This is a genomic window from Sodalis sp. C49 (assembly GCF_046352915.1).
Taxonomy (GTDB): domain Bacteria; phylum Pseudomonadota; class Gammaproteobacteria; order Enterobacterales; family Enterobacteriaceae; genus Acerihabitans.
In genome coordinates, this window is sequence record NZ_CP163303.1 from 2,305,085 (window position 1) to 2,329,883 (window position 24,799).

Genomic DNA, 24,799 nt, shown 5'->3' on the forward strand with positions numbered 1-24,799 from the left:
CCGTTTGCCGTATTTAGCGTACGGCAAGCGGCCGGGACGCGGCCTTTAAGGGCGGTATACCTTGACGTTGTGAAAGCCCTGCTCACGCAGGTACAGCGCCTGCAGCCGGCTCATGACGCCCCGCTCGCAGTACAGGAGATAGGACTTGCTCTGGTCAAGGGTGCCGAACTGGGTGCCGAGCTTATAGAACGGCAGCGCCTGGACCACGATGTTGTCCATCAGCAGCGGCTGGCTTTCCTGCTCGTCCACCGGGCGGATATCCAGCACGATATCATTGCCGCCGACGTCGGCCGCGGTTTCCACTTCCACCACATCCTGGCGGGTCTGCTCGATGATTTCGCGGATATCGATGCTGCTGGCGTCCGCCACCGCCCGTTCGAGCACGCTGAAGTCAAAATGCGCTTCTTCCTGCTCGATACGATGCTTTACGGCCCTGACCGTGGGACTTTTAGAAATCACGCCGCAATATTCCGGCATGGTTTTGGCGAATTCCTCAGTGCCGATGGCGCGCGCCGTATTGATGATCTGCTCTTTATCATGGGAAATCAGCGGCCGCAGCACCAGCGTATCGGAGACGTTATCGATCAGGCGCAGGTTGGTGAGGGTCTGGCTGGAGACCTGCCCCAGGGCTTCACCGGTCACCAGCGCCTGGATGCCGAAGCGTTCCGCCATTTCCGATGCCGCGCGGATCATCATGCGCTTGAGCACCACGCCCATTTGGCCGTCATCGACTTTTTCCAGGATTTCACCCACAACGGCGGCAAAATCAATGGCGATAAACCGCACCCGGTGGGAACTGCCGTAGCGGTTCCAGAGATGATGCGCCACCTGGCGCACGCCGATTTCATGCGCCGCGCCGCCCAGGTTAAAGAAGCAGTAATGCACCCGGCAGCCGCGGCGCATCAGCATATAGCTGGAAACGCCGGAATCAAAACCGCCGGAAATCAGCGACAGCACATCTTCCTGGGTACCGATAGGGAATCCGCCAATGCCTTCATAGCGCGCGGTGATAAGCAGCAGGCGATCGTCTTCGATTTCCAGGTGGATGGTTTCTTCGGGATGGTTGAGCCGCACGCGGGTGCCAGACACGTTCTGGTTCAGGCCGCCGCCGACGTAGCGTTCCACATCCTGCGAAGTAAATTCATGGGTGCCGCGGCGTTTTACGCGCACGCAAAATGTTTTATCCACCAGCCGGTCGTGGTACTGCGCCAGCGTCTGCACATAAATGTCGTGCATATCCGTATAGGTGTGTTCTTCCACCGCCAGGATATGATGGATGCCGGGAATACGGGTCAGCGCCTCGCAGATAACCGGGCGCTTGCTCTCGTCCCTGGCGCGTACGATGATATGATCCCAATGACGCACCACCGTCAGGGACTCGTCATAATGTTTCATGACGTTGCGGATATTGCTGGCGAGAATTTTAATAAAGCGCAACCGTACCGACTGGCTTTTTATCGTAATTTCCGGAAACAGTTTGATGATAAACTTCATGGCGATAGTCGTTATGTGATCAGAAGAAAAAGGTAACGTAGCGGAACACGTCATATAATAAGATAGGGATAATCCGGCGCAGTACGCCTGGATATTACCCTTAGCATCCGAGGCGCGCAGTATATCACTTTACGCCGCGGCATTGAGCCCAATTTGCTTATCATCGCACTCTGGGCTAACGTTGTCTGTTTTCATATGCCATGCCCTTTACGTTGGTGAAAAAATCGTTATGCCGAAAAAAACCGAACAGCCCGCCAGTTTTGAAACTGCACTAAAAGAATTGGAACAGATTGTCACCCGCCTGGAATCGGGCGAGCTTCCGCTGGAAGAGGCGCTGAACGCATTTGAACAGGGCGTGCAGCTGGCGCGCCACGGCCAGCAGACCTTGCAGCAGGCGGAGCAGCGGGTGCAGATATTGCTTAGCGACGAGAACACTGCGCCGCTGACGCCGTTTACCCCGGACGCGGAATAAACCATGGAGTTCGCGCTGCAGCTAAAGGCCTGCCATCTGCGGGTCGACGGGGCGCTGGACCGGTTTTTCGCTTCCCTGGATCCCCGGGAACCGCTGACCCAGGCCATGCGCCACGGCGCGTTACTGGGCGGCAAGCGCCTGCGGCCGTTCCTGGTTTACCGTACCGGCCAGCTGTTCGGCCTGCCTTTGGCGGACCTGGACGCGCCGGCGGCGGCGGTGGAATGCATCCACGCGTATTCCCTCATCCATGACGACCTGCCGGCAATGGACGACGACGACCTGCGGCGCGGTCAACCGACCTGCCATATTAAATTTGGTGAAACCACCGCCATCCTGGCCGGGGACGCGCTGCAAGCCCTGGCGTTTTCCATTCTGGCCGACGCGCCGATGCCGTCGGTGGCGACGCGGGATCGCCTGGCGATGATCTCGGCGCTGGCCCAGGCCAGCGGCGCGGCCGGCATGTGCCTCGGCCAGGCGCAGGATTTGGCGGCGGAAGTGACGCCGGTCAACCTGGCGGATCTCGAGACCATTCACCGTTATAAGACCGGCGCGCTGATCCGCTCGGCGGTAACCATGGGCGCGCTGGCGGCCGGGGAACCGGGCCGTGCGGCCCTGCCCTTCCTCGATCGTTATGCCGCCGCCATCGGCCTGGCCTTCCAGGTCCAGGACGATATTCTCGACGTGGTGGGCGATACCGCGACGCTTGGTAAACGCCAGGGCGCGGATCAACAGCTGGGCAAAAGCACCTACCCGGCGCTGCTGGGGCTTGATAACGCGCGCGCCAAGGCACATGATCTGATCCAGGAGTCATTGGCGGCTTTAACGCATGTCGAAAGCCTGGGTTATGATACGTCGGCCCTGAACGCGCTGGCACGGTTTGTCATTGAACGCGATAAGTAAAAAAAAGCGTCTTTTTCCATCCCAGATATGAGTATCCGATGAGTATTGATCTGACGAAGTACCCGACGTTGGCCTTAGCCGAAGTACCCGCCGAGCTGCGGCTGCTGCCGAAAGAGAGTTTAGTGAGGCTCTGCGACGAGCTGAGGCGGTTCCTGCTGGACAGCGTCAGCCGCTCAAGCGGCCATTTCGCCTCGGGTCTGGGTACCGTGGAACTTACCGTTGCGCTGCATTATGTCTATAACACCCCGTTTGATCATGTGGTGTGGGACGTCGGCCACCAGGCCTATCCGCACAAAATCCTGACCGGACGCCGCGACCAGATCGGCACCATTCGCCAGAAAGACGGCCTGCATCCTTTTCCCTGGCGCGGCGAAAGCGACTATGACGTGCTGTCGGTCGGCCACTCCTCCACCTCCATCAGCGCCGGGCTCGGCATGGCGGTGGCCGCCGGACATGAAGGCAAAGGGCGCCGTACCGTGTGCGTCATCGGCGACGGCGCCATTACCGCCGGCATGGCGTTCGAGGCGATGAACCATGCGGGGGATATCAAGTCGGACCTGCTGGTGATCCTCAATGATAACGAAATGTCGATCTCCGAAAACGTCGGCGCGCTGAACAACCATCTGGCGCAGATTCTTTCCGGCAAGCTGTACTCTACCCTGCGCGAGGGAGGCAAGCGGGTGCTGTCCGGCATTCCGCCCATTAAGGAGCTGGTCAAGCGCACCGAGGAACATATCAAGGGCATGGTGGTGCCCGGTACGCTGTTCGAGGAACTGGGATTCAACTATATCGGCCCGGTGGACGGGCACGATGTACTGGGACTGGTGCATACGCTGAAAAACATGCGCGCCATGAAAGGCCCGCAGTTCCTGCATATCATGACCAAAAAGGGCAAGGGGTATGCCCCGGCGGAGAAAGACCCCATCAGTTGGCATGCGGTGCCGAAATTTGATCCCGAGACCGGTACCCTGCCCAAAAGCGCCGGCGGGCTGCCCACTTATTCGGCGATTTTCGGCAACTGGCTGTGCGAGACGGCGGCGACTGACGATAAACTGATGGCAATCACCCCCGCCATGCGCGAAGGCTCGGGCATGGTGCGCTTTTCGCGGCAGTACCCCGGCCAGTATTTCGACGTGGCCATTGCGGAACAACATGCCGTGACCTTCGCCGCGGGCCTGGCCATCGGCGGTTATAAACCGGTAGTGGCCATTTACTCCACCTTTTTACAGCGCGCCTACGATCAGCTGATCCATGACGTGGCCATCCAGCGTTTGCCGGTATTGTTCGCCATCGATCGCTGCGGCATCGTCGGCGCCGACGGGCCGACCCACCAGGGCGCGTTTGATTTATCCTTCCTGCGCTGCGTGCCCCACATGGTTATCATGACGCCGAGCGATGAAAACGAATGTCGGCTGATGTTGCATACCGGTTATCACTATCAGGACGGACCGTCGGCGGTGCGTTATCCACGCGGCAGCGGTACCGGCGCGGCGCTGGCGCCACTGGCGCCACTGGCCATCGGCAAGGGGATCATCCGCCGCCAGGGCGAAAAGATCGCCATCCTTAACTTCGGCACCCTGCTGGCCGACGCGCGCGTCGTCGCCGACGCGCTAAACGCCACCCTGGTGGACATGCGTTTTGTTAAACCGCTGGATGAAAGTCTTATCGAGGAACTGGCCGCCAGCCACGAAGCGCTGGTGACGCTGGAGGAGAACGCCGTCATGGGCGGCGCCGGCAGCGGCGTGAATGAATTTCTGATGCACCAGCGGCTGCTGGTGCCGGTCTTGAATATCGGCCTGCCCGATCGGTTTATCCCGCAGGGCAGCCAGGAGGAAATGCGCGCCGCGCTCGGGCTGGACAGCGCCGGGATCCAAGCCCGGATTGAGCGCTGGCTGGCCTGAGGGTTTGGCGCGGCGCCTTAGGTAAGCCCGGTGCCGGCGGGCCTACCGTGCCATGGGGCGCTCGGTCGGGCGAAAAAACCACGCCCGATTCAACCCCATTGGCGCGCTCTCCCTTGAACACGTCTGCTTTAAGCGCGGTGGTGGCGGGCATACCGCGCCATGGGGCGCTCGGTCGGGCGGGAAAATCACGCCCGATTCAACCCCATCGGCACGCTCTCCCTTGAACACGTCTGCTTTAAATTCGGTGCTGGCGGGCTATTTTTTCAGTGATTTTCCTGCCATTCGCCCGATGCTTCAGGCTCCGTTTCCGGACGCGACAGCATGGCGGTGGCGATACCGTTGCCCAGTACGTTAATACCTGACCGCCCCATATCCAGCACATGGTCGATACCCATCAACAGCAGGATACCCGCCACCGGGATATTAAAACTTGGAATGGTGGCCGCCAGCACCACCAGCGCCGAGCGCGGCACGCCGGCAATGCCTTTGGACGCCAGCATCAGGGTCAGCATCAGCATGGTGATTTCCGCGGCGGTGAGCCGGATGTTATAGGCCTGGGCGATAAACATGGCGGCAAACGAGCAGTAGATCATCGACCCCACCAGATTAAACGAATACCCCAGCGGCAGCACAAACGAGGCGATATTGTTCGGGCAGCCGAAACGCCGCAGCTGCTCGAGGGTCTTGGGATAGGCGGCCTCGGAGCTGCTGGTGGTGAACGCCAGGATCACCGGCTCTTTCAGCATGCTCAGCAGGCGAAACGTGGCGGATTTCAACACCAGGTAACAGAACCCTATCATCAGCACGCAGCACAGCGCGATGGCCAGGTAATAGCCGCCGATAAACGACGCGTAGCTTTTCAGGATGCCCAACCCTTCGTTGGCGATAACCGACGACACGGCGGCAAAGATGGCGAGCGGCGCCATATACATCACATAGCCCGTCACCTTCAGCATGATATGGGAGACCACGTTCAGTCCGTCCGCCAGCGGTTTATTGAATTTCTCCCCCAGCGACGCCCCGGCGATGCCGAAGAATAACGAAAACACCACGATTTGCAGGATTTCGTTATGCCCCATGGCGTCAACGATGCTGGTGGGGAAGGTATGGGCAATAAAGGTCTTGAACGACATGCCGCTGGCGGCAAGGCCGGTATCCACCGCCTGGGCGGGGATTTGCAGGTTAAGGCCGGCGCCGGGCTGCATGAGGGTGACCACCGTCAGCCCGAGCAAAATGGACACCACGGAGGACGAGATAAACCAGAGAAAGGCTTTGCCGCCCAGGGCGCCGATGGCCGAGGTATCGCCCATATTCATGATGCCTACCGTCAGCGTGGTAAATACCAGCGGCGCAATGACCATCTTAATCAGGCGCAGAAAGATGTCGGTTAATAATGCAATATTGTCCGCATAGGCGTGCGCATTCTCCGCGCTGGCAAACTGGTGCACCAGGGCGCCCATGACGATGCCCAGCAGCATAAAGGCCAGGATAAAGGTGGTTAACTTATTAGATTTAGACATAATTTCCCGGTGTTCAATGTACTACGCGTTTATAGTGACGAGGGGTTGAGAGTAAGTCGCACAATCATCCTTAATGAAGAGGTAAGATTCCATGCAATGGGTCAAGGAAAACCGCATTAATGGGTTTGCCGGCCCGGGGGCTGGATGGCAATCACCCCGCCGCCCATAACAATCTGACTATAATGTAATGATTAACATCACCCTCAGGAGAAAAACATGCAGTTTACCACGCTTGGCAAGACCGATCTTCGCGTATCCCGCCTGTGCCTGGGTTGTATGACCTTTGGCGAACCCACAAGGGGCAAGCATGCCTGGACCCTGCCCGAGGAAAGCTCACGGCTGTTGATAAAGCAGGCGCTGGAGCTGGGTATTAATTTCTTCGATACCGCCAACAGCTATTCGGACGGCAGCAGCGAGGAAATCGTCGGGCGGGCGTTAAACGATTTCGCGCGGCGCGAGGACATCGTTCTCGCCACCAAGGTCTTTTTCCCCATGAGCAATCTGTCGGGCGGCCTGTCGCGCGCCAATATCCTGCAATCCATCGACGACAGTCTCTCCCGCCTCGGCACCGACTATGTCGATCTGCTGCAGATCCACCGTTGGGACTACGACACGCCGCTGGAGGAGACGCTGGAGGCGCTGCACGACGTGGTGCAATCCGGCAAGGCGCGGTTTATCGGCGCGTCGTCGATGTACGCCTGGCAGTTTGCCCGCGCCTTGTATACCGCCGATTTGCATGGCTGGACCCGTTTTGTCAGCATGCAGGATCAATACAACCTGATCCAGCGCGAGGAGGAGCGTGAAATGCACCCCCTGTGCCAGGCCGAGGGGATCGCCGTGCTGCCCTGGAGCCCCCTGGCGCGCGGCAGGCTGACCCGCCCCTGGGGCGAAACCACCGCGCGGGAAGCGTCGGACCTGGTCAGCAAGGCGCTCTATGATAACAGCGCCGACGCCGACGCCCGCATAGCCGAACGCGTGGCGGCCATCGCCGACAGCAAGGGCGTGTCGCGGGCGCAGGTGGCGCTGGCGTGGGTGCTGAGCAAACCGGCGGTTACCGCGCCGATCGTCGGCGCGTCACGCGCCGAACAGCTTGACGACCTGGTCGGCGCCCTGGACGTTATCCTGGATGAGCAGGACATTGCCGAGCTGGAAACCGCCTACGCCCCGCATTATCCGGTCGGTTTTCAATGATCCGCCGCCGGTGGGCAAACCGGCGGCCAACCCCGCCCGCCATGGGCGGGGTACCGCCCTGATGCCGCCCGGCGGATTCGCCGCCCCATGCCGGTAGCCTCCACCGGCGTATCGGGTTCAGGCCGGCGCCAGGCGTACCGATACATCAGGTCAGGAACAGCGGCCAGTAATGGCCCACGGCGAAAATTATGCCGGCGCCGATAATACCGGCCACGATGTCATCAATCATGATCCCCATGCCGCCATGCACCTCCCGATCGAACCAGCGGATCGGCCAGGGTTTCCAGATGTCCAGCACGCGAAACAGCACAAAGGCCGCCGCTACCCAACGCCAGTCGTTGACCGGCAAGGCCATCAGCGTAATCCACATGCCGACGAATTCATCCCAGACCAGGCAGCCGTGATCGTGCACGCGCATATCCCTGGCGGTCTGGTGACAGGCATAAACGCCCAGGCAGATGCTTAACATGACCACCAGGGAGTAGAGCTGCCAGGGAAGCTGGATTATCAGGCACCATAAGGGGATTGCCGCCAGGGAGCCGGCGGTGCCGGGCATCCAGGGAAACAATCCGCTGCCGAATCCGGTGGCCAGCAGGTGCCAGGGATTGCGCAGCCTTACCCGCCCTTTGGCAAGGGCCATTTCCATGGTCATGGCTTACTCCTGATTAAAATGGTCAAAACCTTGCCAATCGAAAGTGACCGGCTGATTATCGCGCAATAATTGCAGGCCTTCGCTACGCGGCCCAATCTGGCCGATGCAGGTAAAATCGGCGCCGGTATGGCCTAAGGCGACATCGAGCGCGCCGCGGTTTATTTCGGGCACGGTAAAGCAGAGTTCGTAATCTTCGCCGCCGCCCAGGGCCCAGCGCAACGCCTGCTCCGGCGTGGCGTGGCGTCGCAGGGCGGTGGAATAAGGCAGATCGTCCAAATGGATGCGCGCGCCGCATTCGCTCCTGTCGAGGATATGCCGCAGGTCGGAGACGACGCCGTCGGAGATATCGATCGCCGAACTGGCCAGATCGCGCAGCGCCTGCCCTTGCAGGATGCGCGGCTGGGGACGCAGGTGGCGCCCCAGCAGGTATTGACGGTCCCGCGGCGAATCGACATCAAGCCGGTTTTGCAGGATAGCCAGGCCGGCGGCGCTGTCGCCCAGGGTGCCGGTGACGTAGATCCAATCGCCGATGCGCGCACCCGAACGGGTGATGGCGCGCCCCGCGGGGATCAGCCCATGGATGGTCAGCGTCAGGCTGAGCGGACCGCGCGTGGTATCGCCGCCGATCAGCTGCATGCCGTAATAATCCAGCTGTTCATACAGGCTGTCGCTATAGGCGGCCAGCCAGGATTCATCAACGTCGGGCAAGGTGAGGGCGAGCGACAGCCAGGCGGGATCGGCGCCCATGGCGGCCAGGTCGCTGAGATTTACCGCCAGGGATTTATAACCTAGGTCGGCGGGAGAGATATCCGGCAAAAAGTGAATACCCGCCACCAGGGTATCGGTGCTGACCGCAATCAGTCGTTTTTCATCAACCGACAGCAGTGCACAATCATCGCCGATGCCCAGTACCACATCGCGCCGAACGCTTCTTACGCGATTGAAATAGCGGGCAATAAGGTCAAATTCGCCACAGGCCATAACCTATCCAAATAGTGTTGTCTATGTTATTGCGGAAAAGGGCCGCGGCCGGAGAACCGGCCGGAAAAACGTTACTTCCTGTTGGGACGGATATGCGGGGCCGCTTTGTCCAGCACGCCGTTGACAAACTTATGGCTTTCTTCCGCGCCGAAGGTCTTGGCCAGCTCAATCGCCTCATTGATGGCCACTTTATACGGCACGTCCAGGCGCTTGCTTAATTCATACAGCGCCAGGCGCAAAATGGCGCGCTCCACATGGCCCAACTCGTCAAGCTGACGTGAAAGGTAGGGTGCCATAAGCTGATCCAGCTCCGCTGCATGCGTCGCCGTACCGGTATACAGCTCGCGAAAATAAGCGATATCCACATCCTTGACATCCTGCTCCGCGAGGAACTGGACTTCAATATCCGCGATATCGTTATGAGATAACTGCCATGAGTAAAGCGCCTGAACGACACATTCACGGGCACGGCGACGAGCAGCAGGTTTCACGAATTTCCCCTTTACTTACGCTTTGATAGCTTTCAGTACGTTAATCATTTCCAGTGCGGTCAACGCTGCTTCCGCACCTTTGTTGCCGGCTTTGGTGCCGGCCCGTTCTATTGCCTGTTCAATGCTTTCCGTCGTCAGCACGCCGAAGGCCACGGGCAGCCCACTGCTGATGGCGACGTCCGATAAACCGGAGCTGCATTCGCCCGCGACATATTCAAAATGCGCGGTGCCGCCACGAATTACCGTGCCAAGCGCCACCACGGCGTCAAATTTTTTACTATTGGCCAATGCGCGGGTTGCCAGCGGCAGCTCGTAGGCGCCCGGTACCCAGACTACGGTGATATTGTCGTCTTTCACCTGGCCGATACGCTTGAGGGCATCAATAGCGCCTTCCAGCAGGCTGTCATTGATGAAGTGGTTAAAGCGCGCAATCGCAATCGCTATGCGGGCATCCGGAGTGGCGACAACACCTTCAATAACGTTCATGGCTTTCCTTCAATTGACAAATGGCGGTAATTGCCCACAAGGGGGCGGATTCTAACATATTCTTTTGCCCGCTGCTCGGGCCAATTACTGCTCGTGGCGCGGTTTAAGCCGCAGGCGGATATCCGGCCCGACCTGGCACAGGTCGGTAAAGTCAAACGCCGGCGCCTGCGCCAATGTCTCCAGTCCCGGCAGGTCGCATAACCCGCGCGCGCCGGCGCCGAGCAGCCTGGGCGCCAGGTAGACGATCAGTTCATCCACCACCCCGGCGTCAAGCAAGGCGCCGGCAAGCGAAGCGCCGGCCTCGACCCACAGGCTGTTTACCTGGCGCCGGGCCAGCAACATCAGCAGCGCCACGATATCGATATGCGCCGTTCCGCCCGGCGCGCCTGCGGCGGCGGGCACCGTCAGCTGTTCGACGTCCTGTGGCCATGGCTGCGAATCGGGCCGCAGACGGGCGAGCACGGTCTGTCCGGCCTGGGCCACCAGACGATGCCGGGGCGTAACCCGATTCCGGCTATCGATAACCACCCGTAACGGCTGGCGCAGCGATGCCTGGGGATACATCTCGCGAATGCTCGGCGGCAGTGAGTCCCAACGCACCGTGAGGGCGGGATCGTCGGCCAATACCGTGGCGGCGCTGGATAAAATGGCGCCGGCCTGGGCGCGGAAAACCTGCACATCCCGGCGGGCCTGGGGCGAGGTTATCCACTGGCTTTCACCCGAGGCCATGGCGGTACGGCCGTCAAGGGAGGCGGCAAGCTTGAGCTGCACATAGGGAAAACCGGTGCGCATGCGTTTGAGAAACCCCGGATTCAGCGCCTCGGCATCATTCATCATCAGACCGTGCTCAACCGATACGCCGGCCTGGCGCAGGAGATACATGCCGCGCCCGGCAACCTGGGGATTGGGATCCTGCATCGCCACCACCACCCGCGCCACCCCGGCCGCCACCAGCGCGTCGGCGCAAGGCGGAGTGCGGCCGTGGTGGCTGCAGGGCTCAAGGGTAACGTAGGCGGTGGCGCCGCGCGCCGCGCCGCCCGCCATGCGCAGGGCATGGACTTCGGCATGGGGCTCGCCGGCGCGCAGATGGTAGCCCTCGCCGACAATATGGCCGTCGCGCGCAATGACGCAGCCGACGTTGGGATTGGGCGCGGTGGTAAAGCGGCCGCGCCGCGCCAGCTCCAGCGCGCGCGCCATGTAGAGTTCATCAAGCGGCATAGCGTGGTCCTTAATCCTGGAGGCGGGCGATTTCTTCGCCAAATTCGCGTACATCCTCAAAACTGCGGTATACCGAGGCAAAACGGATATACGCCACTTTGTCGAGTTTTTTCAGGGCGTCCATCACCAGGTTGCCGACCATTTTACTCGGGACTTCCCGTTCCCCGGTCGCGCGCAGCTGGGATTTGATATGGTTGATGGCCATTTCGACGTCGTCGGAATTTACCGGCCTCTTTTCCAACGCTTTCAGGAATCCGCCGCGCAGCTTGTCTTCATTAAAGGGCTCGCGGATCTCATTACTCTTGATAACCCGGGGCAGGACCAGCTCCGCCACCTCAAAGGTGGTAAAGCGCTCATTGCAGACCAGGCACTGGCGCCGGCGCCGGACCTGGGAGCCTTCACCCACCAGGCGGGAATCAATGACCTTGGTATCGACTGCGGAACAAAAGGGACAATGCATAAGGCGTCCTGCGCGGCTGAAACGGATAAGGTAGTTTAGCGCGAACCGCGCCGACAACAAAGAGGGCCGCCGCCGGTAACCGCGGGATTCGGTATCCCCGCCCGCTAACATTTCATGACTTTCCGCGTGTTCCGGGCTAAGCTGTATTTAACTGACAGAAAAAGGAAACTGTTGCTATGACAATCAGTTATCGTTCGCTTTACGCCACCCTCGCCCTGCTGTCCCTTGCGGGTTGCGCGCAACAACCGAACCCTAAAATCCCCGAATTGAAAAAGGAAATCGGCCAGCTTAACCAGCGCCTGCAATACCTCAACGATCAGGCCTCGGCGCTGATGCAGCAAAACGCGCTCAATGAGCAGTCCACCAGCGGCGTTTATCTCTATCCGGCGGCGCAGGCCGCGGCGCAGGTGGACAGCGCTATCGGCAGGCTGCAGGTCAGCCTGGGCGCGGTGGAAACCGAGGCCAACGGGTCGCGGGCGCTGCTGAGCATCCGCACCGCGGACGGCTCGGCGCTGCCCCCGTTCCATGCGGTGGTCGATTGGGGCCAGGTGGATCCCGCCTCCGGCAAGCCGCTGACCGCCGATACGCTTAGCCAGCCGATCGTGGTGCCGGCTTCCCTGCTGCCGAAACCGGAAGCCACGCTTGAGCTGCGGCTCAGCGGCCTGACGCCGGAACAGGTGGGCTTTGTCCGCCTGCGCGATATCATCCGCAACGCCCCCGAGACACCGCCCGCCCCCGATGCGGTAAAACCACTGTCGCGGCAGTAGCCGCGCCCGCCCGCCGGTAAACGGCCATAAAAAAACCCCGCTGCTGCGGGGTTCCTGAATGTCATGCCGGCAGCGCCTTTTATGGCAGCAGCGAAGGCTGATCGGCGCCCTCTTTCTCGACTTTCTGCTGCATCATGTGTTCGCGCTTCATTCCCAGCTTCAGCGCCAGGGCGGAAGCCACATAGATGGAGGAAACCGTACCGATGGAAACGCCGATAAGCATGGTCAGCGAGAAGCCTTCCAATATCGGACCGCCAAAGATAAACAGCATCAGCACCACCATCAGCGTGGTGGCCGACGTCATGATGGTCCGGCTTAAGGTCTGGGTCAGGGACACGTTGATGATTTCATAAGAACTGCCGCGGCGGATCTTGCGGAAGTTTTCACGAATACGATCCGAGACCACGATGCTGTCGTTAAGCGAATAACCGATGACCGACATCAGCGAGGCGATAATGGTCAGGTCGATTTCCACGTGGAACAGCGACAGCACCCCCATGGTGATCACCACGTCATGGGCCAGCGCCAGCACCGCCCCCAGCGCCAGGCGCCATTCGAAGCGGATGCCGACGTAAATCAGGATGGAGATCAGCGCCACCAGCAGCGCCATGCCGCCGGCCTGCGCCAGATCGTTGCCCACGCTCGGCCCGACGAATTCGATGCGTTTGACCACGGCGTTCTGCTCGAAGGTCTGGTTGATCACGCCGAGCACTTTATTGCCCAGTTCCTGACCCGCGCCATCCTGCACCGGCGGCATGCGCACCATCACATCGCGGCTGCTGCCGAAGTTTTGGATCAGCGGCTCCTTGAAACCGGCTTTCTCCAGCGCGTCGCGCATGGCGTCCAGATCGACGGTTTTCTCCAGGTTCAGTTCAATCACCGTACCGCCGGTGAAATCCAGGCCCCAGTTAAACCCCCTGACCGACATGATGGCGATCGAGATGACCAGCAGCGTAATCGAGATACTGAACGCCACATAATCCCAGCGCATAAAGTCATAGACTCTACGGCCGTAATTCAAATCTTCAACACTATGTTGCTGAGCCACAGCCCACTCCTAAATTGACAGCTTGTTGATGCGTTTACCGCCGTAAAGCAGGTTAACGATGGCACGCGTGCCGACAATCGCCGTAAACATCGAGGTGGCAACCCCAATCGCTGTGGTAATGGCAAAGCCCTTGATAGAGCCGGTGCCGACCGCATACAGGATAATGGCGGTAATCAGCGTGGTGACGTTGGCGTCAACGATGCTGGAGAATGCGCCGCGATAGCCTTCATGGATTGCCTGCTGGACCGATCGTCCGTTTTTCAGCTCTTCCTTGATGCGCTCGTTGATCAGCACGTTGGCATCCACCGCCACCGCAAGCGTCAGCACGATCCCGGCGATACCCGGCATGGTCAGCGTCGCCCCCGGCAGCAGGGACATAATGCCCACGATCATCACCAGGTTGGCAACCAGCGCGGTGGTGGCAATCAAGCCGAATTTACGATACCACACCACCATAAAGACAATGGACGCCACCAGTCCCCACAGGCAGGCTTGCAGCCCCTGGGTAATATTCTGCATGCCGAGGGTCGGACCGATGGTACGCTCCTCGACAATCTGGATCGGCGCAATCAAAGCCCCGGCGCGCAGCAGCAGCGACAGCTGGCGTGCTTCATTCGGATTGTCGATGCCGGTAATGCGGAAGCTGTTGCCCAGGCGCGACTGGATGGTCGCGACGTTGATAACCTCTTCCTGTTTCACCAGGATCGAGCGGCCGTTGGCGTCTTTTTTACCACTGTCCTTATATTCCACGAACAGCGTCGCCATCGGCTTGCCGATATTGTCCTTGGTGAAGTTGGACATATTGGTGCCGCCGGTGCTGTCCAGCGAGATATTGACCTGCGGGCGGTTATATTCATCGGCGCTGGAGGTGGAGTCGGTAATATGATCGCCGGTGAGGATAACGCGTTTGTAGAGGACTACCGGCTGGCCGTCACGGGTGGATTTCACTTCGGAATCCCCCGGTACCCGGCCGCTGGCGGCCGCGGTGCGGTCTACCGTGCTATTGACCAGGCGGAACTCCAGGGTGGCGGTGGCGCCGAGGATTTCCTTGGCGCGCGCGGTGTCCTGGATGCCCGGCAGTTCAACCACGATACGGTCGGCGCCCTGGCGCTGCACCAGCGGTTCGGCCACGCCGAGCTGGTTGACGCGGTTACGCAGGATGGTGATGTTCTGCTGTACCGCGTATTCCCGCGCCTCGCGCAGGCGGGTATCCGCCATGACGGCGCGCAGGCCGGTGTCGCCGACGCTGCTGAACACCAGATCGCGATGGCGCGGGGTCAGGTAGGAAACCGCCTGGTCGCGGGCCGCTGCGTCGCGAAAGCCCACTTCGGTGCCATTGTTGTCGGTTTTACGCACGGTGGCGTAGGGGATCCCTTTTTCACGCAAATCGGTGCGCAGGGTATCCATGGTCTGCTCCTGGAGTTTGCCCAGGGCAGTATCCATATCCACTTCCATCAGGAAATGGACGCCGCCACGCAGATCCAGGCCCAGTTTCATCGGTTCGGCGCCCAGCACCGATAACCACGGCGGGGTGGCCGGGGCCAGGTTAAGCGCAACGATATAATTTTCGCCAAGCGCGTTTAACAACGCCTCGCGGGCGCGCAACTGCACGTCCGGATTGCTGAAGCGCGCCAGGATGGCGCCATTTTCCAACGCAATAGACTTGCTGGTGATATTTTGTTCTTTTAACACATTCTGGATCTGGACCAGCGTCGTCTCACTGGCGGCGGCACCGCGCGCGCCAGTGATTTGTACGGCCGGATCCTCACCATATAGGTTTGGAAGCGCATACAGCAGCCCGACGACCAGCGCCAGGATCAGCATGATGTACTTCCATAAAGGATAACGGTTTAACACGGCAGTTCCCTTCGGGAAAATCGTTAATTACAGCGCTTTCATCGTACCTTTCGGCAGAACGGCGGCCACGAAATCACGTTTGATGACCACTTCGTTGGTATCGTTGAGCGCGATGGCGATATAGCCCGTATCCGCGACTTTGGTCACGCGTCCGACCAGGCCGCCGGTGGTCAGCACTTCATCACCCTTGCCGATGGAATCCATCAGCTTTTTATGATCTTTGGCGCGTTTTTGCTGCGGACGCAGGATCATAAAATAGAAAATCAAACCAAACACCACCAGCATGATCACCAGAGAGTAAGGACTTCCCTGGGACGGGCCGGTGGCTGCGCCGGCGGCGTCAGAACTGAAAAAGCTCATTTAAATTCCCTCATTGTTATATAACTCAACGGCTAACGGCGGAACGGGTAACCCCCTCCGACCATAAAATTCTTCCACGAAACGCCCTAATTTACTCTCATCGATGGCCTGGCGTAAACCTGCCATCAGACGCTGATAATACCGCAGGTTGTGGATGGTGTTCAGACGGGCACCCAGTATTTCGTTGCAACGGTCGAGATGATGCAAGTACGCGCGGCTATAATTGCGACAGGTGTAGCAATCACAATGCTCATCCAGGACCGATGTATCGCTTTTATGGCTGGCGTTGCGGATCTTCACCACGCCGCCGGTGACGAATAAGTGGCCGTTGCGCGCGTTGCGGGTAGGCATGACGCAATCGAACATGTCGATACCGCGCCGCACCCCTTCCACCAGATCCTCCGGTTTGCCCACGCCCATCAGGTAACGCGGTTTATCCGCCGGGAGCTGCGGGCAGACGTGCTCCAGGATGCGATGCATGTCCGCTTTCGGCTCGCCCACAGCCAGGCCGCCCACAGCGTAACCATCAAAGCCTATCTCTACCAGTCTTTTTACCGATACATCTCGTAAATCTTCGTAAATACCGCCCTGGATTATGCCGAACAGCGCATTTTTGTTTTGCAGTTGATCAAAACGCTCGCGCGAGCGGGCCGCCCAGCGCAGCGACATTTCCATCGATTTTTTCGCGTAGTCGTGCTCGGCCGGGAAAGGCGTGCATTCATCGAAGATCATGACGATATCGGAGCCGAGATCGTATTGGATCTCCATCGATTTTTCCGGACTCAGGAAAATCGCGTCGCCGTTAATCGGATTGCGAAAATGCACGCCCTCTTCGGTGATCTTGCGGATATCCCCCAGGCTGAAGACCTGGAAGCCGCCGGAATCGGTTAGGATCGGGCCGTGCCACTGCATAAAATCATGCAGGTCGCCGTGCAGTTTCATAATTTCCTGCCCCGGCCGCAGCCAGAGATGAAAGGTATTGCCCAGCAGGATCTGCGCGCCGGTTTCGGCCACTTCCTCAGGCGTCATGCCTTTTACCGTGCCGTAGGTGCCCACGGGCATGAACGCCGGGGTTTCCACCGTGCCGCGCTCGAATGTCAGGCGCCCGCGGCGCGCCAGGCCGTCAGTGTTGATTAATTGATACTTCACTCGTCCTCCGGCACCGGATAAACAGTCCGATGCGGTCATTGCCGGCACCCTATTGTCCCGACAAAAAAAAGCCCGGCGGATAGCCCCGCCCGGCCGGTTATGCTTCCCCGATGCTTTCCTGCGCCGCCCGGGGATTGGCGGTGATGAACATGGCGTCGCCATAGCTGAAGAAACGGTAGCGTTCGTTAACCGCCGCCTGGTAAGCCGCCATAGTATGCCGGTAACCGGCGAAAGCGGATACCAACATAATCAGGGTTGACTCAGGTAAATGAAAATTGGTTACCAGCACGTCGATAACGCGAAAGCGGTAACCGGGGTAAATAAAGATATCGGTGTCGCCGAAAAATGGCGCCAGGGGTCCATCGCCGGCGGCCCTGGCGGCGCTTTCCAGCGATCGCACCGAGGTGGTGCCCACCGCCACCACCCGGTTGCCGCGCGCCTTGCAGGCCAGTACCGCGTCTACCACCTGCTGCGGCACTTCGGCGTATTCAGTGTGCATGACGTGTTCTTCAAGCTGGGCGACGCGCACCGGCTGGAAGGTGCCGGCACCGATATGGAGCGTGACAAATGCCATTTCGACGCCTTTGCCGCGCAGCGCGTCCAGCAGGGGCGCATCGAAATGCAGGCCGGCGGTGGGCGCCGCCACCGCGCCGGGACGTGCGCTGTAGACCGTCTGGTACAGCTCGCGATCGGCGGCTTCGTCCGGGCGGTCGATGTAGGGCGGCAGGGGGATATGCCCGGCATCGTTCAACAGCGTCAAGACGTCCCGTTCTTCGTTGAAACGCAGCTCGAACAGGGTATCGTGGCGGGCCACCATGGTGGCGCTGATGCTCTCATCGTCGCCCAGCAGCAGCGCGCTTCCGGGCTTGGGCGCCTTGGAGGCGCGCACATGGGCCAGTACGCGGTGTTCGTCCAGCACCCGTTCCACCAGCACTTCGATCTTGCCGCCGCTGGCCTTGCGGCCGAACAGCCGCGCCGGAATCACCCGCGTATTGTTGAATACCAGCAAATCGCCGGGGCGCAACTTATCCAGCAGATCGGTAAATACGCCATGGCTTATCCCGCCCGTCGGTCCGTCGAGGGAGAGCAGGCGGCAGGCGCTGCGCTCCGGCTGGGGATAATGGGCAATCAGGTTTTCAGGAAGATCAAATGAGAAATCGGCCACTCGCATTTCGGTTCACTTTACGCAAAAAACAGGCGGCTTAGTCTAGGGCTATGCGGCGGCGCCTGCAAGAAATAAGCGGATGCCAACCTTTTTTAACCTATACTCATGGCATGAATTTTCTTGCCCATCTTCATCTCGCCTCCCTGGCGCAAAGCTCATTACTGGGCAACCTGATGGCGGACTTTGTCCGCGGCAATCCCGACGGCCAGTTTCCGGAGCCTGTGGCGGCTGGCATTCGTATGCATCGCAGGATTGATGTCATTACCGATAGCCATCCCGAAGTGAAGGCCGCCAAGGCGTTGTTCAGCCCCGATTACCGGCGGGTGGCGCCGATTGCGCTGGATGTGGTGTGGGATCATTTCCTGGCGCGTCATTGGCGGCGGGTCGAGCCTGAAGTGTCGCTGCGGCGTTTCGTGCAGCGGGTTGAAGGCGAAATAAAGCCCGCCCTGCCGGGGACGCCGGAGTCCTTTCAAGCGCTGAATGACTATTTGTGGCGCGAGCGCTGGCTGGAGCGTTATGCCGAGCTGGGTTTTCTGGCGCCGGTCTTTAACGGTATGGCCAGCCGCCGCCCCAGGCTTGTGGCGCTAAGCGGCATTTTTCCGGAAATCGAACTGCATTACACGGCGCTGGAAGCCTGCTTCTGGCGTTTATATCCGGATTTAATGCAAATGGCGGGCCGGGGAGCCGGGAGTTTGTAAGTTTCGTTTGCGCTTCATCGTTAGCGATTTTGCCCTTTCACCGGAAGGGGTTATTTTGTATTATAAATGTTGAATTATAAGCGCTTCAATTGGTCAAAGCTATCTCACCGATTGGCGCCATGGCCTTTTACACCCGGGCGCGAGACCTTATACTGGCCCTCGTTTTGTTTCTTTTGTTAGCAACTCACTTAACCGCTTTTTACAGGAGTACTCATGGTACTGGTAACCCGTCAAGCCCCAGACTTTACCGCCGCAGCTGTATTGGGCAGCGGTGAAATCGTTGAAAATTTCAATCTGAAAAGCCATATCAAAGGCAAACCCGCCGTTATCTTCTTTTGGCCGATGGATTTTACGTTCGTGTGTCCGTCCGAGCTGATCGCTTTTGACAAGCGTTATGCTGAATTCCAGAAACGCGGCGTGGAAATCATCGGCGTGTCCTTTGACTCCGAGTTCGTTCATAACGCCTGGCGTAAAACCCCGGTGAACGAAGGCGGCATCGGCGAAGTGCAGTATCCGATGGTGGCCGACGTTAAGCATGAAATCATCCGGGCCTATGGTATCGAACATCCGGAAGCCGGCGTTGCGTTGCGCGGTTCGTTCCTGATCGATAAAGAGGGCGTGGTGCGTCATCAGGTGGTCAACGATTTGCCGCTTGGCCGTAACATTGATGAAATGATGCGTATGGTTGACGCGTTGCAGTTCCATGAGGAACATGGTGAAGTGTGCCCGGCCCAATGGGAAAAAGGCCAGGAAGGGATGGGCGCGTCACCGGAAGGCGTGGCGAAGTATCTGTCGGAAAACGCCAGCCGTTTGTAATAGTCTGTTGATTTTGCGCGCTTAAAGCGCGCGAGCGATAAATACCGTCGGATAACCGGCGGTTTTTTTATGCCTGAATACAATTGATGTATCGGCACGCTCTGCTTTGGGTTCGGTGTTGGCGGGCATACCGCGCCATGGGGCGCTCGGTCGGGCGGGAACACCACGCCCGATTCGACCCCATTGGCACGCTCTCCCTTGAACACGACTGCTTTAAGCTCGGTGTTGGCGGGCATACCGTGCCATGGGGCGCTCGGTCGGGCGGGAACACCACGCCCGATTCGACCCCATTGGCACGGTCTCCCTTGAACACGCCTGCTTTAAGCTCGGTGTTGGCGGGCATACCGTGCCATGGGGCGCTCGGTCGGGCGGGAACACCACGCCCGATTCGACCCCATTGGCACGCTCTCCCTTGAACACGACTGCTTTGAGATAAGTGTTGGCGGGCATACCGTGCCATGGGGCGCTCGGTCGGGCGGGAATACCACGCCCGATTCGACCCCATTGGCACGGTCTCCCTTAACACGTCTGCTTTGAGCGCGGTGTTGGCGGGCATACCGTGCCATGGGGCGCTCGGTCGGGCGGGAACACCACGCCCGATTCGACCCCATTGGCACGGTCTCCCTTGAACACGTCTGCGTTGAGATCGGTGTGGGCGGGCCTAGCGGGCGGTTGCCAGGCGGCGGTTTTTATGGCGTTGCATCAGGGCGTAGCTGGCAAGAAGCAGCACAATCCAAATCCCGCCGACATATAACGAAATACGCGTCACCGGGAAATAGCCGATCAAGCCGATGATAAACAGCAGGAACAATACACCCGCCGCCGAGGTCAGCGCGCCGCCCGGCAGGGGGAATGCCAGCGCCTTGGCCTGCTGTGCGCCGAGTCTGCGCCGAAAGCCGATTTGCGAGCACAGGATCATGATCCACACCCAGACGGTGGCAAAGGTGGCCAGCGACGCGATCACCAGGAAAATATTTTCCGGCATGATGTAATTCAGGTAAACCGCCAGCAGCAGCGCGAACATCATCACCAGCACCGTGACCCAGGGGATGCCGTTACGCGATACGCGGGCGAACATCTTGGGCGCGTGTCCCTGGCCGGCCATGCCGTGCAGCATGCGCCCGACGCCGAATACGTCGCTGTTAATGGCCGACAGCGAGGCGGTCAGCACCACAAAATTCAGAATGCCGGCGGCGGTATGGATCCCCAGCTTCTGGAAAGTGAGCACAAAGGGGCTGCCTTCGGTGCCCACCTGATCCCAGGGATAGATGGACATGATGACGAACAGCGTGCCGACATAAAAGACCAGGATGCGCCAGGGCACGGAGTTGATTGCCTTAGGGATCGATTTTTCCGGTTCATTGGCTTCGCCCGCCGTGATGCCGATAATTTCAATGCCGCCATAAGCGAACATCACCATTTGCAGCGACAGGATCATGCCCATTATCCCATGGCTGAAAAAACCGCCGTTGGACCAGAGATTGTGGATACCGGTGGGCTGTCCGCCGTTGCCCAGCCCCCAGATAATGATGGCGAACCCGGCCACGATCATCAGGATGATGGTGGCCACCTTGAAGAACGAGAACCAGAATTCCATTTCGCCGAAGGCCTTGACATTGAGCAGGTTGATGGCGCCGATTATCAGTACCACGCTCAGCACCCAGACCCAGTGCGGCACCGACGGAAACCAGACGCCCATATAGATGCCGAAGGCGGTGACGTCGGCGATGGCGACGATGAGGATTTCAAAGCAGTAGGTCCAGCCGGTAATATAGCCGGCAAGCCCGCCAAGGTTATCCTGGGCGTAACGGGAGAAGGACCCGGCATGGGGACTGTGTACCGACATTTCGCCAAGTGCGCGCATGATGATATACGCCACCACGCCGCCAATCATATACGCCAGCAGCACGCTGGGGCCGGCCATTTTAATGGCGTCGGCGGAGCCGTAAAACAGCCCGGTGCCGATGGCGGAACCTAAGGCCATAAATCGGATATGGCGGGTGGTAAGACCCCGTTTTAATGCGGAGGGTTGTTGTTGCATGACCCATTTACCCTGTTTTTTCAGTCAAAAATAGCCGCGGGACGACCCGCGGTGAATAATGCGCGCAAAGGTTATAACCGGATGGTGGCCTTATGATGCGCGGCGTATTTATCATAGAACGCGACCAGGATACCGATGGTAAGCGTGGGCGGCAGCCAGGCCAGGCCTTGGGCCGACAGCGGCAGGTGCTGTATCCACGCGGGCAGCCAGACCTGGAATGACGAGAGCTTGACGGCATCGACGCAGCCGAAGACCAGGCTTATCAGCATCGCCGGCGCGATAATCCGGGTGCTGCTGCGCCACCAGCGCAGCGTGAAGCTGAGCAGGATAAGCACGATGCACGGCGGATAAATCGCGGTCAGCACCGGAATGGAGAATTGGATCAGATGGCTCAGCCCGAGGTTGGACACCAGCATGGAAAACAGACCGAGTATAAACACCAGCGTGCGGTAGGAGAGCGGCAGATGTTCGCTGAAAAACTCGGCGCAGGCGCAGGTCAGCCCCACCGCCGTCACCATGCAGGCGACGAAAATCAGGATGGCGAGAAAGCCGCTGCCCGCATTGCCAAAGGTATACTGGACGTAGGCGTGCAGGATTTCGGCGCCGTTTTGCGCCGACGGCAGCAGCACGCTGCTGCCCGAACCCAGTTTAAACAGCGTGATATAGACCGCCGTCAGCCCGACGCCGGCTATCAGCCCGGCCAGTATGGTGTAGCGGGTCAGCAGCGCGGCGTCGTTCACGCCGCGCGAGCGGGCCGCATTGACAATCACGATGCCGAATACCATGGCGCCCAGGGTATCCATGGTCAGGTAGCCGTTGACAAAACCGTTGGAGAACGGCATATGGGCATAAGCGTCGGTCGCCGGGATGGGATTGCCCGCCGGCCACAGCAGCGCGGCGATGCCCAGGACCGCCAGGGCAATCATTTTCAGCGGCGCCAGGATGTGCCCGACCGTATCCAATAAGCGGCCGGGATAGAGCGAGATGGCGATGACCAGCGCAAAATAGACCAGGCTGTAAAGAAACAGCGGCAGATCCCCCTGGCCGGTAAACGGCGCCAGCCCCACGGCGAAGGATACCGTCGCGGTGCGCGGCGTGGCGAACAGCGGCCCCACCGCCAGATAACATACCACGGCCAGCAGCAGTCCCGCTTTTCTGCCGATGGGGGAACTGAGGGCGTCAATGCCGCCCCCCACCCGGGCCAGGGCAATCACCGTCAGTACCGGCAGCCCAACCGCGCTAATCAGAAACCCCGCCGCCGCCCACCAGACATAAGGGCCTGACTGCAATCCCACCATCGGCGGAAAAATGATATTGCCCGCGCCGACAAACAAGGCGAAGGTCATAAAACCCAGGGCGAGGATATCTCTGATGCTTAAACGCTGGCTCATGGAATAATGTAATGCCTGTCTGGATGCGAAAAATAAGTAAAACCTATGACGACTCATGCCGGTTATGACATCACCAACAGCAACGGGATATCTCGCGGGCCATGGCGTAATGGCCTGTTTGCCGGGACCGGAGCGCTAAAAGGGTGCAAAACGGCGTGAAACATGCAATAACCGGCGCAATTTAAACGTTTAAAGCGCGGTAAGGCAATAGTTGAAGATAAAAGCAGAATGATAAGCCAAAAAAATACCCTAAAAGCAGTGAATACTTTCATAGCCTGGGTAATTTCTGCTACAAGATAGTTGAAGGGACGCGCTTTTAACTATAACAGAACGGCATGGATACCGGTGGCACCCCCGGGCCGCCCCTTAACCCGCGGCGACCATGCCCGCCCGCGGTATTTTGCCGCGGGCGGGATAGCCGGGCGCTGGCGTTACCAGGCGCGGCCCGCAACATCCAGCACTAGCCGCAGTTTGTCCCATTGCTGGGCTTCGGTCAGGCTATTGCCTTCTTCCGTCGAGGCGAAGCCGCACTGCGGGCTCAGGCACAGCTGGTCCAGGCTGATATAACGGGTGGCCTCGCGCAAGCGCGCCAGCACCGCCTCAGGATCTTCCAATTCACCGGTTTTGGAGGTGATAAGGCCCAGCACCGCCTGCTGGCGGCCGGGCTTGATAAACCGCAGCGGTTCAAAACCGCCGGCGCGCTCGGTGTCATATTCCAGGAAAAAGGCGTCGACCTTGACCTCGCCGAACAGGATAGGCGCCACCGGCTCATAACCGCCCTCGGAAATCCAGGTGGAGCGGAAATTGCCGCGGCAAACATGCAGGCTAACCACCAGATCGTCCGGTTTGCCCGCCAGCGCTTGATTGAGCACATCCGCATAGATGCGCGCCAATTGCCGCGGATCCTCGCCGCGCTCGCGGATCTGGCGCTGCTGGTCCGTCGAACACAGATAAGCCCACACGGTATCGTCAAGCTGCAGGTAACGGCAGCCGGCATCGTAAAAGGCGCGGATAGCGTCATGCCAGGCCTGGGCCAGATCGGCGAAATACGCCGCCAGATCAGGATAGACGCCGGCGTCGATGGCGCCGCGCCCGCCGCGAAAATGCATCACGCTCGGGCTGGGTATGGTCATTTTAGCCACCGCGTCTCCGGCCACGCTGCGCAGATAGCGGAAATCCGCCAGCATCGGATGCTGGCGGAACGCCACCTTGCCGGTGACCTTAATGCTGCGCGCCTTGGTCTGCACCCCGGAAAACTGGATACCCTGGTCGACATCGTAGCCTTCCACCCCGTCCAGCCCCTCAAAAAAATCGAAATGCCACCAGGCGCGGCGAAACTCGCCGTCGGTGACCACCTGCAGCCCCAGACCGCGCTGCAGTTCCACCACCCGGCGGATCTCGGTATCCTCGACGGCACGCAGCTGCGCGGGAGTAATGGCCCCTTGCTGCAACTGCCTGCGGGCCTGTTTAATCGCCTCGGGGCGTAATAAACTGCCCACCACATCAGCGCGAAAGGGAGGCGTATTTCTTTGCATGTTTGAGCTCCGGCGTTATTTTGCCGGCCTGGACAAGGCCCGCAAGATAATAAGATTTAATGAATAGTTCAGGATGTAAACTTTCCCGGTGGGCAATAGTTTCCGTCGGTGACATATAGACATCCGGACGTCTATAATGCCCGCATCCATACTAGCACGCGGCGGCGCATCGCCATGGCGAAGAAAATTCACCCGTGTTGAACATT

General features: G+C 59.5%; 23 protein-coding genes. 7 read left to right on the plus strand and 16 right to left on the minus strand.

Features of this window, described 5'->3' with window-relative positions; translation table 11 throughout:
* Positions 1 to 45: 45 nt before the first annotated feature.
* On the minus strand, positions 46 to 1,494 hold the full coding sequence (gene thiI, locus ABUK12_RS10460) for a tRNA uracil 4-sulfurtransferase ThiI (RefSeq protein WP_410016202.1): 1,449 nt from the start codon (positions 1,492 to 1,494) through the stop codon (positions 46 to 48).
* 229 nt (positions 1,495 to 1,723) lie between these two features.
* On the opposite strand from thiI, the gene xseB reads away from it, so the two are divergent.
* Genes xseB through dxs form a run of 3 tightly spaced genes read left to right on the plus strand, consistent with a single transcriptional unit; the run spans position 1,724 to position 4,767 of the window.
* The gene (gene xseB, locus ABUK12_RS10465) at positions 1,724 to 1,966 is read left to right on the plus strand and encodes an exodeoxyribonuclease VII small subunit (protein WP_410016203.1); all 243 of its coding nucleotides are present in this window, start codon (positions 1,724 to 1,726) and stop codon (positions 1,964 to 1,966) included.
* 3 nt (positions 1,967 to 1,969) lie between these two features.
* The gene (gene ispA / locus ABUK12_RS10470) at positions 1,970 to 2,866 is read left to right on the plus strand and encodes a (2E,6E)-farnesyl diphosphate synthase (RefSeq protein ID WP_410016204.1); all 897 of its coding nucleotides are present in this window, start codon (positions 1,970 to 1,972) and stop codon (positions 2,864 to 2,866) included.
* 38 nt (positions 2,867 to 2,904) lie between these two features.
* On the plus strand, positions 2,905 to 4,767 hold the full coding sequence (dxs, locus tag ABUK12_RS10475; protein WP_410016205.1) for a 1-deoxy-D-xylulose-5-phosphate synthase: 1,863 nt from the start codon (positions 2,905 to 2,907) through the stop codon (positions 4,765 to 4,767).
* Between the two features lie 263 nt (positions 4,768 to 5,030).
* Here the strand turns inward: dxs and ABUK12_RS10480 are convergent, their stop codons facing one another.
* Positions 5,031 to 6,287 (minus strand): dicarboxylate/amino acid:cation symporter, encoded by a 1,257-nt coding sequence (locus ABUK12_RS10480; RefSeq protein WP_410016206.1) that lies wholly within the window; start codon positions 6,285 to 6,287, stop codon positions 5,031 to 5,033.
* A 216-nt stretch (positions 6,288 to 6,503) separates the two neighbouring features.
* Here ABUK12_RS10480 and ABUK12_RS10485 point away from each other — a divergent pair, with 216 nt between their 5' ends.
* A complete protein-coding gene (locus ABUK12_RS10485) occupies positions 6,504 to 7,478 on the plus strand; it encodes an aldo/keto reductase (RefSeq protein ID WP_410016207.1) in 975 nt (324 codons plus the stop codon).
* A gap of 145 nt (positions 7,479 to 7,623) precedes the next feature.
* On the opposite strand, the gene pgpA is transcribed toward ABUK12_RS10485, so the two are convergent.
* The 6 genes from pgpA to nrdR all read right to left on the minus strand — a co-directional run bounded on the left by pgpA (position 7,624) and on the right by nrdR (position 11,766).
* The gene (pgpA, locus tag ABUK12_RS10490; protein ID WP_410016608.1) at positions 7,624 to 8,118 is read right to left on the minus strand and encodes a phosphatidylglycerophosphatase A; all 495 of its coding nucleotides are present in this window, start codon (positions 8,116 to 8,118) and stop codon (positions 7,624 to 7,626) included.
* Positions 8,119 to 8,133: 15 nt separating this feature from the next.
* A complete protein-coding gene (thiL, locus tag ABUK12_RS10495) occupies positions 8,134 to 9,111 on the minus strand; it encodes a thiamine-phosphate kinase (RefSeq protein WP_410016208.1) in 978 nt (325 codons plus the stop codon).
* Positions 9,112 to 9,182: 71 nt separating this feature from the next.
* Positions 9,183 to 9,602, minus strand: coding sequence for a transcription antitermination factor NusB (gene nusB, locus ABUK12_RS10500; protein ID WP_162367690.1), 420 nt, complete (start codon positions 9,600 to 9,602; stop codon positions 9,183 to 9,185).
* 15 nt (positions 9,603 to 9,617) lie between these two features.
* Positions 9,618 to 10,088: a 6,7-dimethyl-8-ribityllumazine synthase gene (gene ribE / locus ABUK12_RS10505; protein WP_410016209.1), complete on the minus strand. Its 471-nt coding sequence runs from the start codon at positions 10,086 to 10,088 to the stop codon at positions 9,618 to 9,620.
* Between the two features lie 84 nt (positions 10,089 to 10,172).
* Positions 10,173 to 11,306 (minus strand): bifunctional diaminohydroxyphosphoribosylaminopyrimidine deaminase/5-amino-6-(5-phosphoribosylamino)uracil reductase RibD, encoded by a 1,134-nt coding sequence (gene ribD / locus ABUK12_RS10510; protein ID WP_410016210.1) that lies wholly within the window; start codon positions 11,304 to 11,306, stop codon positions 10,173 to 10,175.
* Between the two features lie 10 nt (positions 11,307 to 11,316).
* On the minus strand, positions 11,317 to 11,766 hold the full coding sequence (gene nrdR / locus ABUK12_RS10515; RefSeq protein ID WP_410016211.1) for a transcriptional regulator NrdR: 450 nt from the start codon (positions 11,764 to 11,766) through the stop codon (positions 11,317 to 11,319).
* Between the two features lie 176 nt (positions 11,767 to 11,942).
* Between nrdR and ABUK12_RS10520 the strand changes: the two genes are divergently transcribed.
* Positions 11,943 to 12,533 (plus strand): DUF3251 domain-containing protein, encoded by a 591-nt coding sequence (locus ABUK12_RS10520; protein ID WP_410016212.1) that lies wholly within the window; start codon positions 11,943 to 11,945, stop codon positions 12,531 to 12,533.
* Positions 12,534 to 12,612: 79 nt separating this feature from the next.
* Here ABUK12_RS10520 and secF read toward each other — a convergent pair whose 3' ends face one another.
* The 5 genes from secF to queA form a co-directional block, all read right to left on the minus strand.
* Positions 12,613 to 13,581: a protein translocase subunit SecF gene (gene secF, locus ABUK12_RS10525; RefSeq protein WP_410016213.1), complete on the minus strand. Its 969-nt coding sequence runs from the start codon at positions 13,579 to 13,581 to the stop codon at positions 12,613 to 12,615.
* Positions 13,582 to 13,590: 9 nt separating this feature from the next.
* Positions 13,591 to 15,438 carry a protein translocase subunit SecD gene (gene secD / locus ABUK12_RS10530; protein ID WP_410016214.1) on the minus strand — a complete coding sequence of 616 codons (1,848 nt, stop codon included), beginning with the start codon at positions 15,436 to 15,438 and terminating at the stop codon, positions 13,591 to 13,593.
* Positions 15,439 to 15,465: 27 nt separating this feature from the next.
* Positions 15,466 to 15,798: a preprotein translocase subunit YajC gene (yajC, locus tag ABUK12_RS10535; RefSeq protein WP_162367683.1), complete on the minus strand. Its 333-nt coding sequence runs from the start codon at positions 15,796 to 15,798 to the stop codon at positions 15,466 to 15,468.
* Positions 15,799 to 16,947, minus strand: a complete 1,149-nt coding sequence (gene tgt, locus ABUK12_RS10540) for a tRNA guanosine(34) transglycosylase Tgt (protein ID WP_410016215.1) — start codon at positions 16,945 to 16,947, stop codon at positions 15,799 to 15,801.
* 97 nt (positions 16,948 to 17,044) lie between these two features.
* A complete protein-coding gene (gene queA / locus ABUK12_RS10545) occupies positions 17,045 to 18,118 on the minus strand; it encodes a tRNA preQ1(34) S-adenosylmethionine ribosyltransferase-isomerase QueA (RefSeq protein WP_410016216.1) in 1,074 nt (357 codons plus the stop codon).
* 104 nt (positions 18,119 to 18,222) lie between these two features.
* Between queA and ABUK12_RS10550 the strand changes: the two genes are divergently transcribed.
* Positions 18,223 to 18,810 (plus strand): ACP phosphodiesterase, encoded by a 588-nt coding sequence (locus ABUK12_RS10550; RefSeq protein WP_410016217.1) that lies wholly within the window; start codon positions 18,223 to 18,225, stop codon positions 18,808 to 18,810.
* A gap of 213 nt (positions 18,811 to 19,023) precedes the next feature.
* On the plus strand, positions 19,024 to 19,626 hold the full coding sequence (locus ABUK12_RS10555; RefSeq protein ID WP_331122721.1) for a peroxiredoxin C: 603 nt from the start codon (positions 19,024 to 19,026) through the stop codon (positions 19,624 to 19,626).
* Positions 19,627 to 20,287: 661 nt separating this feature from the next.
* Here the strand turns inward: ABUK12_RS10555 and proY are convergent.
* From proY to ABUK12_RS10570, 3 genes are all read right to left on the minus strand, one after another.
* Positions 20,288 to 21,667 carry a proline-specific permease ProY gene (gene proY, locus ABUK12_RS10560; protein WP_410016218.1) on the minus strand — a complete coding sequence of 460 codons (1,380 nt, stop codon included), beginning with the start codon at positions 21,665 to 21,667 and terminating at the stop codon, positions 20,288 to 20,290.
* Positions 21,668 to 21,738: 71 nt separating this feature from the next.
* The gene (gene brnQ / locus ABUK12_RS10565; RefSeq protein ID WP_410016219.1) at positions 21,739 to 23,058 is read right to left on the minus strand and encodes a branched-chain amino acid transport system II carrier protein; all 1,320 of its coding nucleotides are present in this window, start codon (positions 23,056 to 23,058) and stop codon (positions 21,739 to 21,741) included.
* A 431-nt stretch (positions 23,059 to 23,489) separates the two neighbouring features.
* Positions 23,490 to 24,593 carry a cobalamin-independent methionine synthase II family protein gene (locus ABUK12_RS10570; RefSeq protein ID WP_410016220.1) on the minus strand — a complete coding sequence of 368 codons (1,104 nt, stop codon included), beginning with the start codon at positions 24,591 to 24,593 and terminating at the stop codon, positions 23,490 to 23,492.
* Positions 24,594 to 24,799 lie beyond the last annotated feature (206 nt).

What these genes read in the sequence shown, in the direction of transcription:
- ABUK12_RS10550 (WP_410016217.1), top strand. Translation starts at nt 18,223, where the DNA reads ATGAATTTTCTTGCCCATCTTCATCTCGCCTCCCTGGCGCAAAGCTCA.
- yajC (WP_162367683.1), bottom strand. Translation starts at nt 15,798, where the DNA reads ATGAGCTTTTTCAGTTCTGACGCCGCCGGCGCAGCCACCGGCCCGTCC.
- proY (WP_410016218.1), bottom strand. Translation starts at nt 21,667, where the DNA reads ATGCAACAACAACCCTCCGCATTAAAACGGGGTCTTACCACCCGCCAT.
- ABUK12_RS10520 (WP_410016212.1), top strand. Translation starts at nt 11,943, where the DNA reads ATGACAATCAGTTATCGTTCGCTTTACGCCACCCTCGCCCTGCTGTCC.
- ribD (WP_410016210.1), bottom strand. Translation starts at nt 11,306, where the DNA reads ATGCCGCTTGATGAACTCTACATGGCGCGCGCGCTGGAGCTGGCGCGG.
- queA (WP_410016216.1), bottom strand. Translation starts at nt 18,118, where the DNA reads ATGCGAGTGGCCGATTTCTCATTTGATCTTCCTGAAAACCTGATTGCC.
- ABUK12_RS10480 (WP_410016206.1), bottom strand. Translation starts at nt 6,287, where the DNA reads ATGTCTAAATCTAATAAGTTAACCACCTTTATCCTGGCCTTTATGCTG.
- ispA (WP_410016204.1), top strand. Translation starts at nt 1,970, where the DNA reads ATGGAGTTCGCGCTGCAGCTAAAGGCCTGCCATCTGCGGGTCGACGGG.
- ABUK12_RS10555 (WP_331122721.1), top strand. Translation starts at nt 19,024, where the DNA reads ATGGTACTGGTAACCCGTCAAGCCCCAGACTTTACCGCCGCAGCTGTA.
- thiI (WP_410016202.1), bottom strand. Translation starts at nt 1,494, where the DNA reads ATGAAGTTTATCATCAAACTGTTTCCGGAAATTACGATAAAAAGCCAG.
- dxs (WP_410016205.1), top strand. Translation starts at nt 2,905, where the DNA reads ATGAGTATTGATCTGACGAAGTACCCGACGTTGGCCTTAGCCGAAGTA.
- ABUK12_RS10485 (WP_410016207.1), top strand. Translation starts at nt 6,504, where the DNA reads ATGCAGTTTACCACGCTTGGCAAGACCGATCTTCGCGTATCCCGCCTG.
- xseB (WP_410016203.1), top strand. Translation starts at nt 1,724, where the DNA reads ATGCCGAAAAAAACCGAACAGCCCGCCAGTTTTGAAACTGCACTAAAA.
- thiL (WP_410016208.1), bottom strand. Translation starts at nt 9,111, where the DNA reads ATGGCCTGTGGCGAATTTGACCTTATTGCCCGCTATTTCAATCGCGTA.
- pgpA (WP_410016608.1), bottom strand. Translation starts at nt 8,118, where the DNA reads ATGGCCCTTGCCAAAGGGCGGGTAAGGCTGCGCAATCCCTGGCACCTG.
- ABUK12_RS10570 (WP_410016220.1), bottom strand. Translation starts at nt 24,593, where the DNA reads ATGCAAAGAAATACGCCTCCCTTTCGCGCTGATGTGGTGGGCAGTTTA.
- nrdR (WP_410016211.1), bottom strand. Translation starts at nt 11,766, where the DNA reads ATGCATTGTCCCTTTTGTTCCGCAGTCGATACCAAGGTCATTGATTCC.
- ribE (WP_410016209.1), bottom strand. Translation starts at nt 10,088, where the DNA reads ATGAACGTTATTGAAGGTGTTGTCGCCACTCCGGATGCCCGCATAGCG.
- brnQ (WP_410016219.1), bottom strand. Translation starts at nt 23,058, where the DNA reads ATGAGCCAGCGTTTAAGCATCAGAGATATCCTCGCCCTGGGTTTTATG.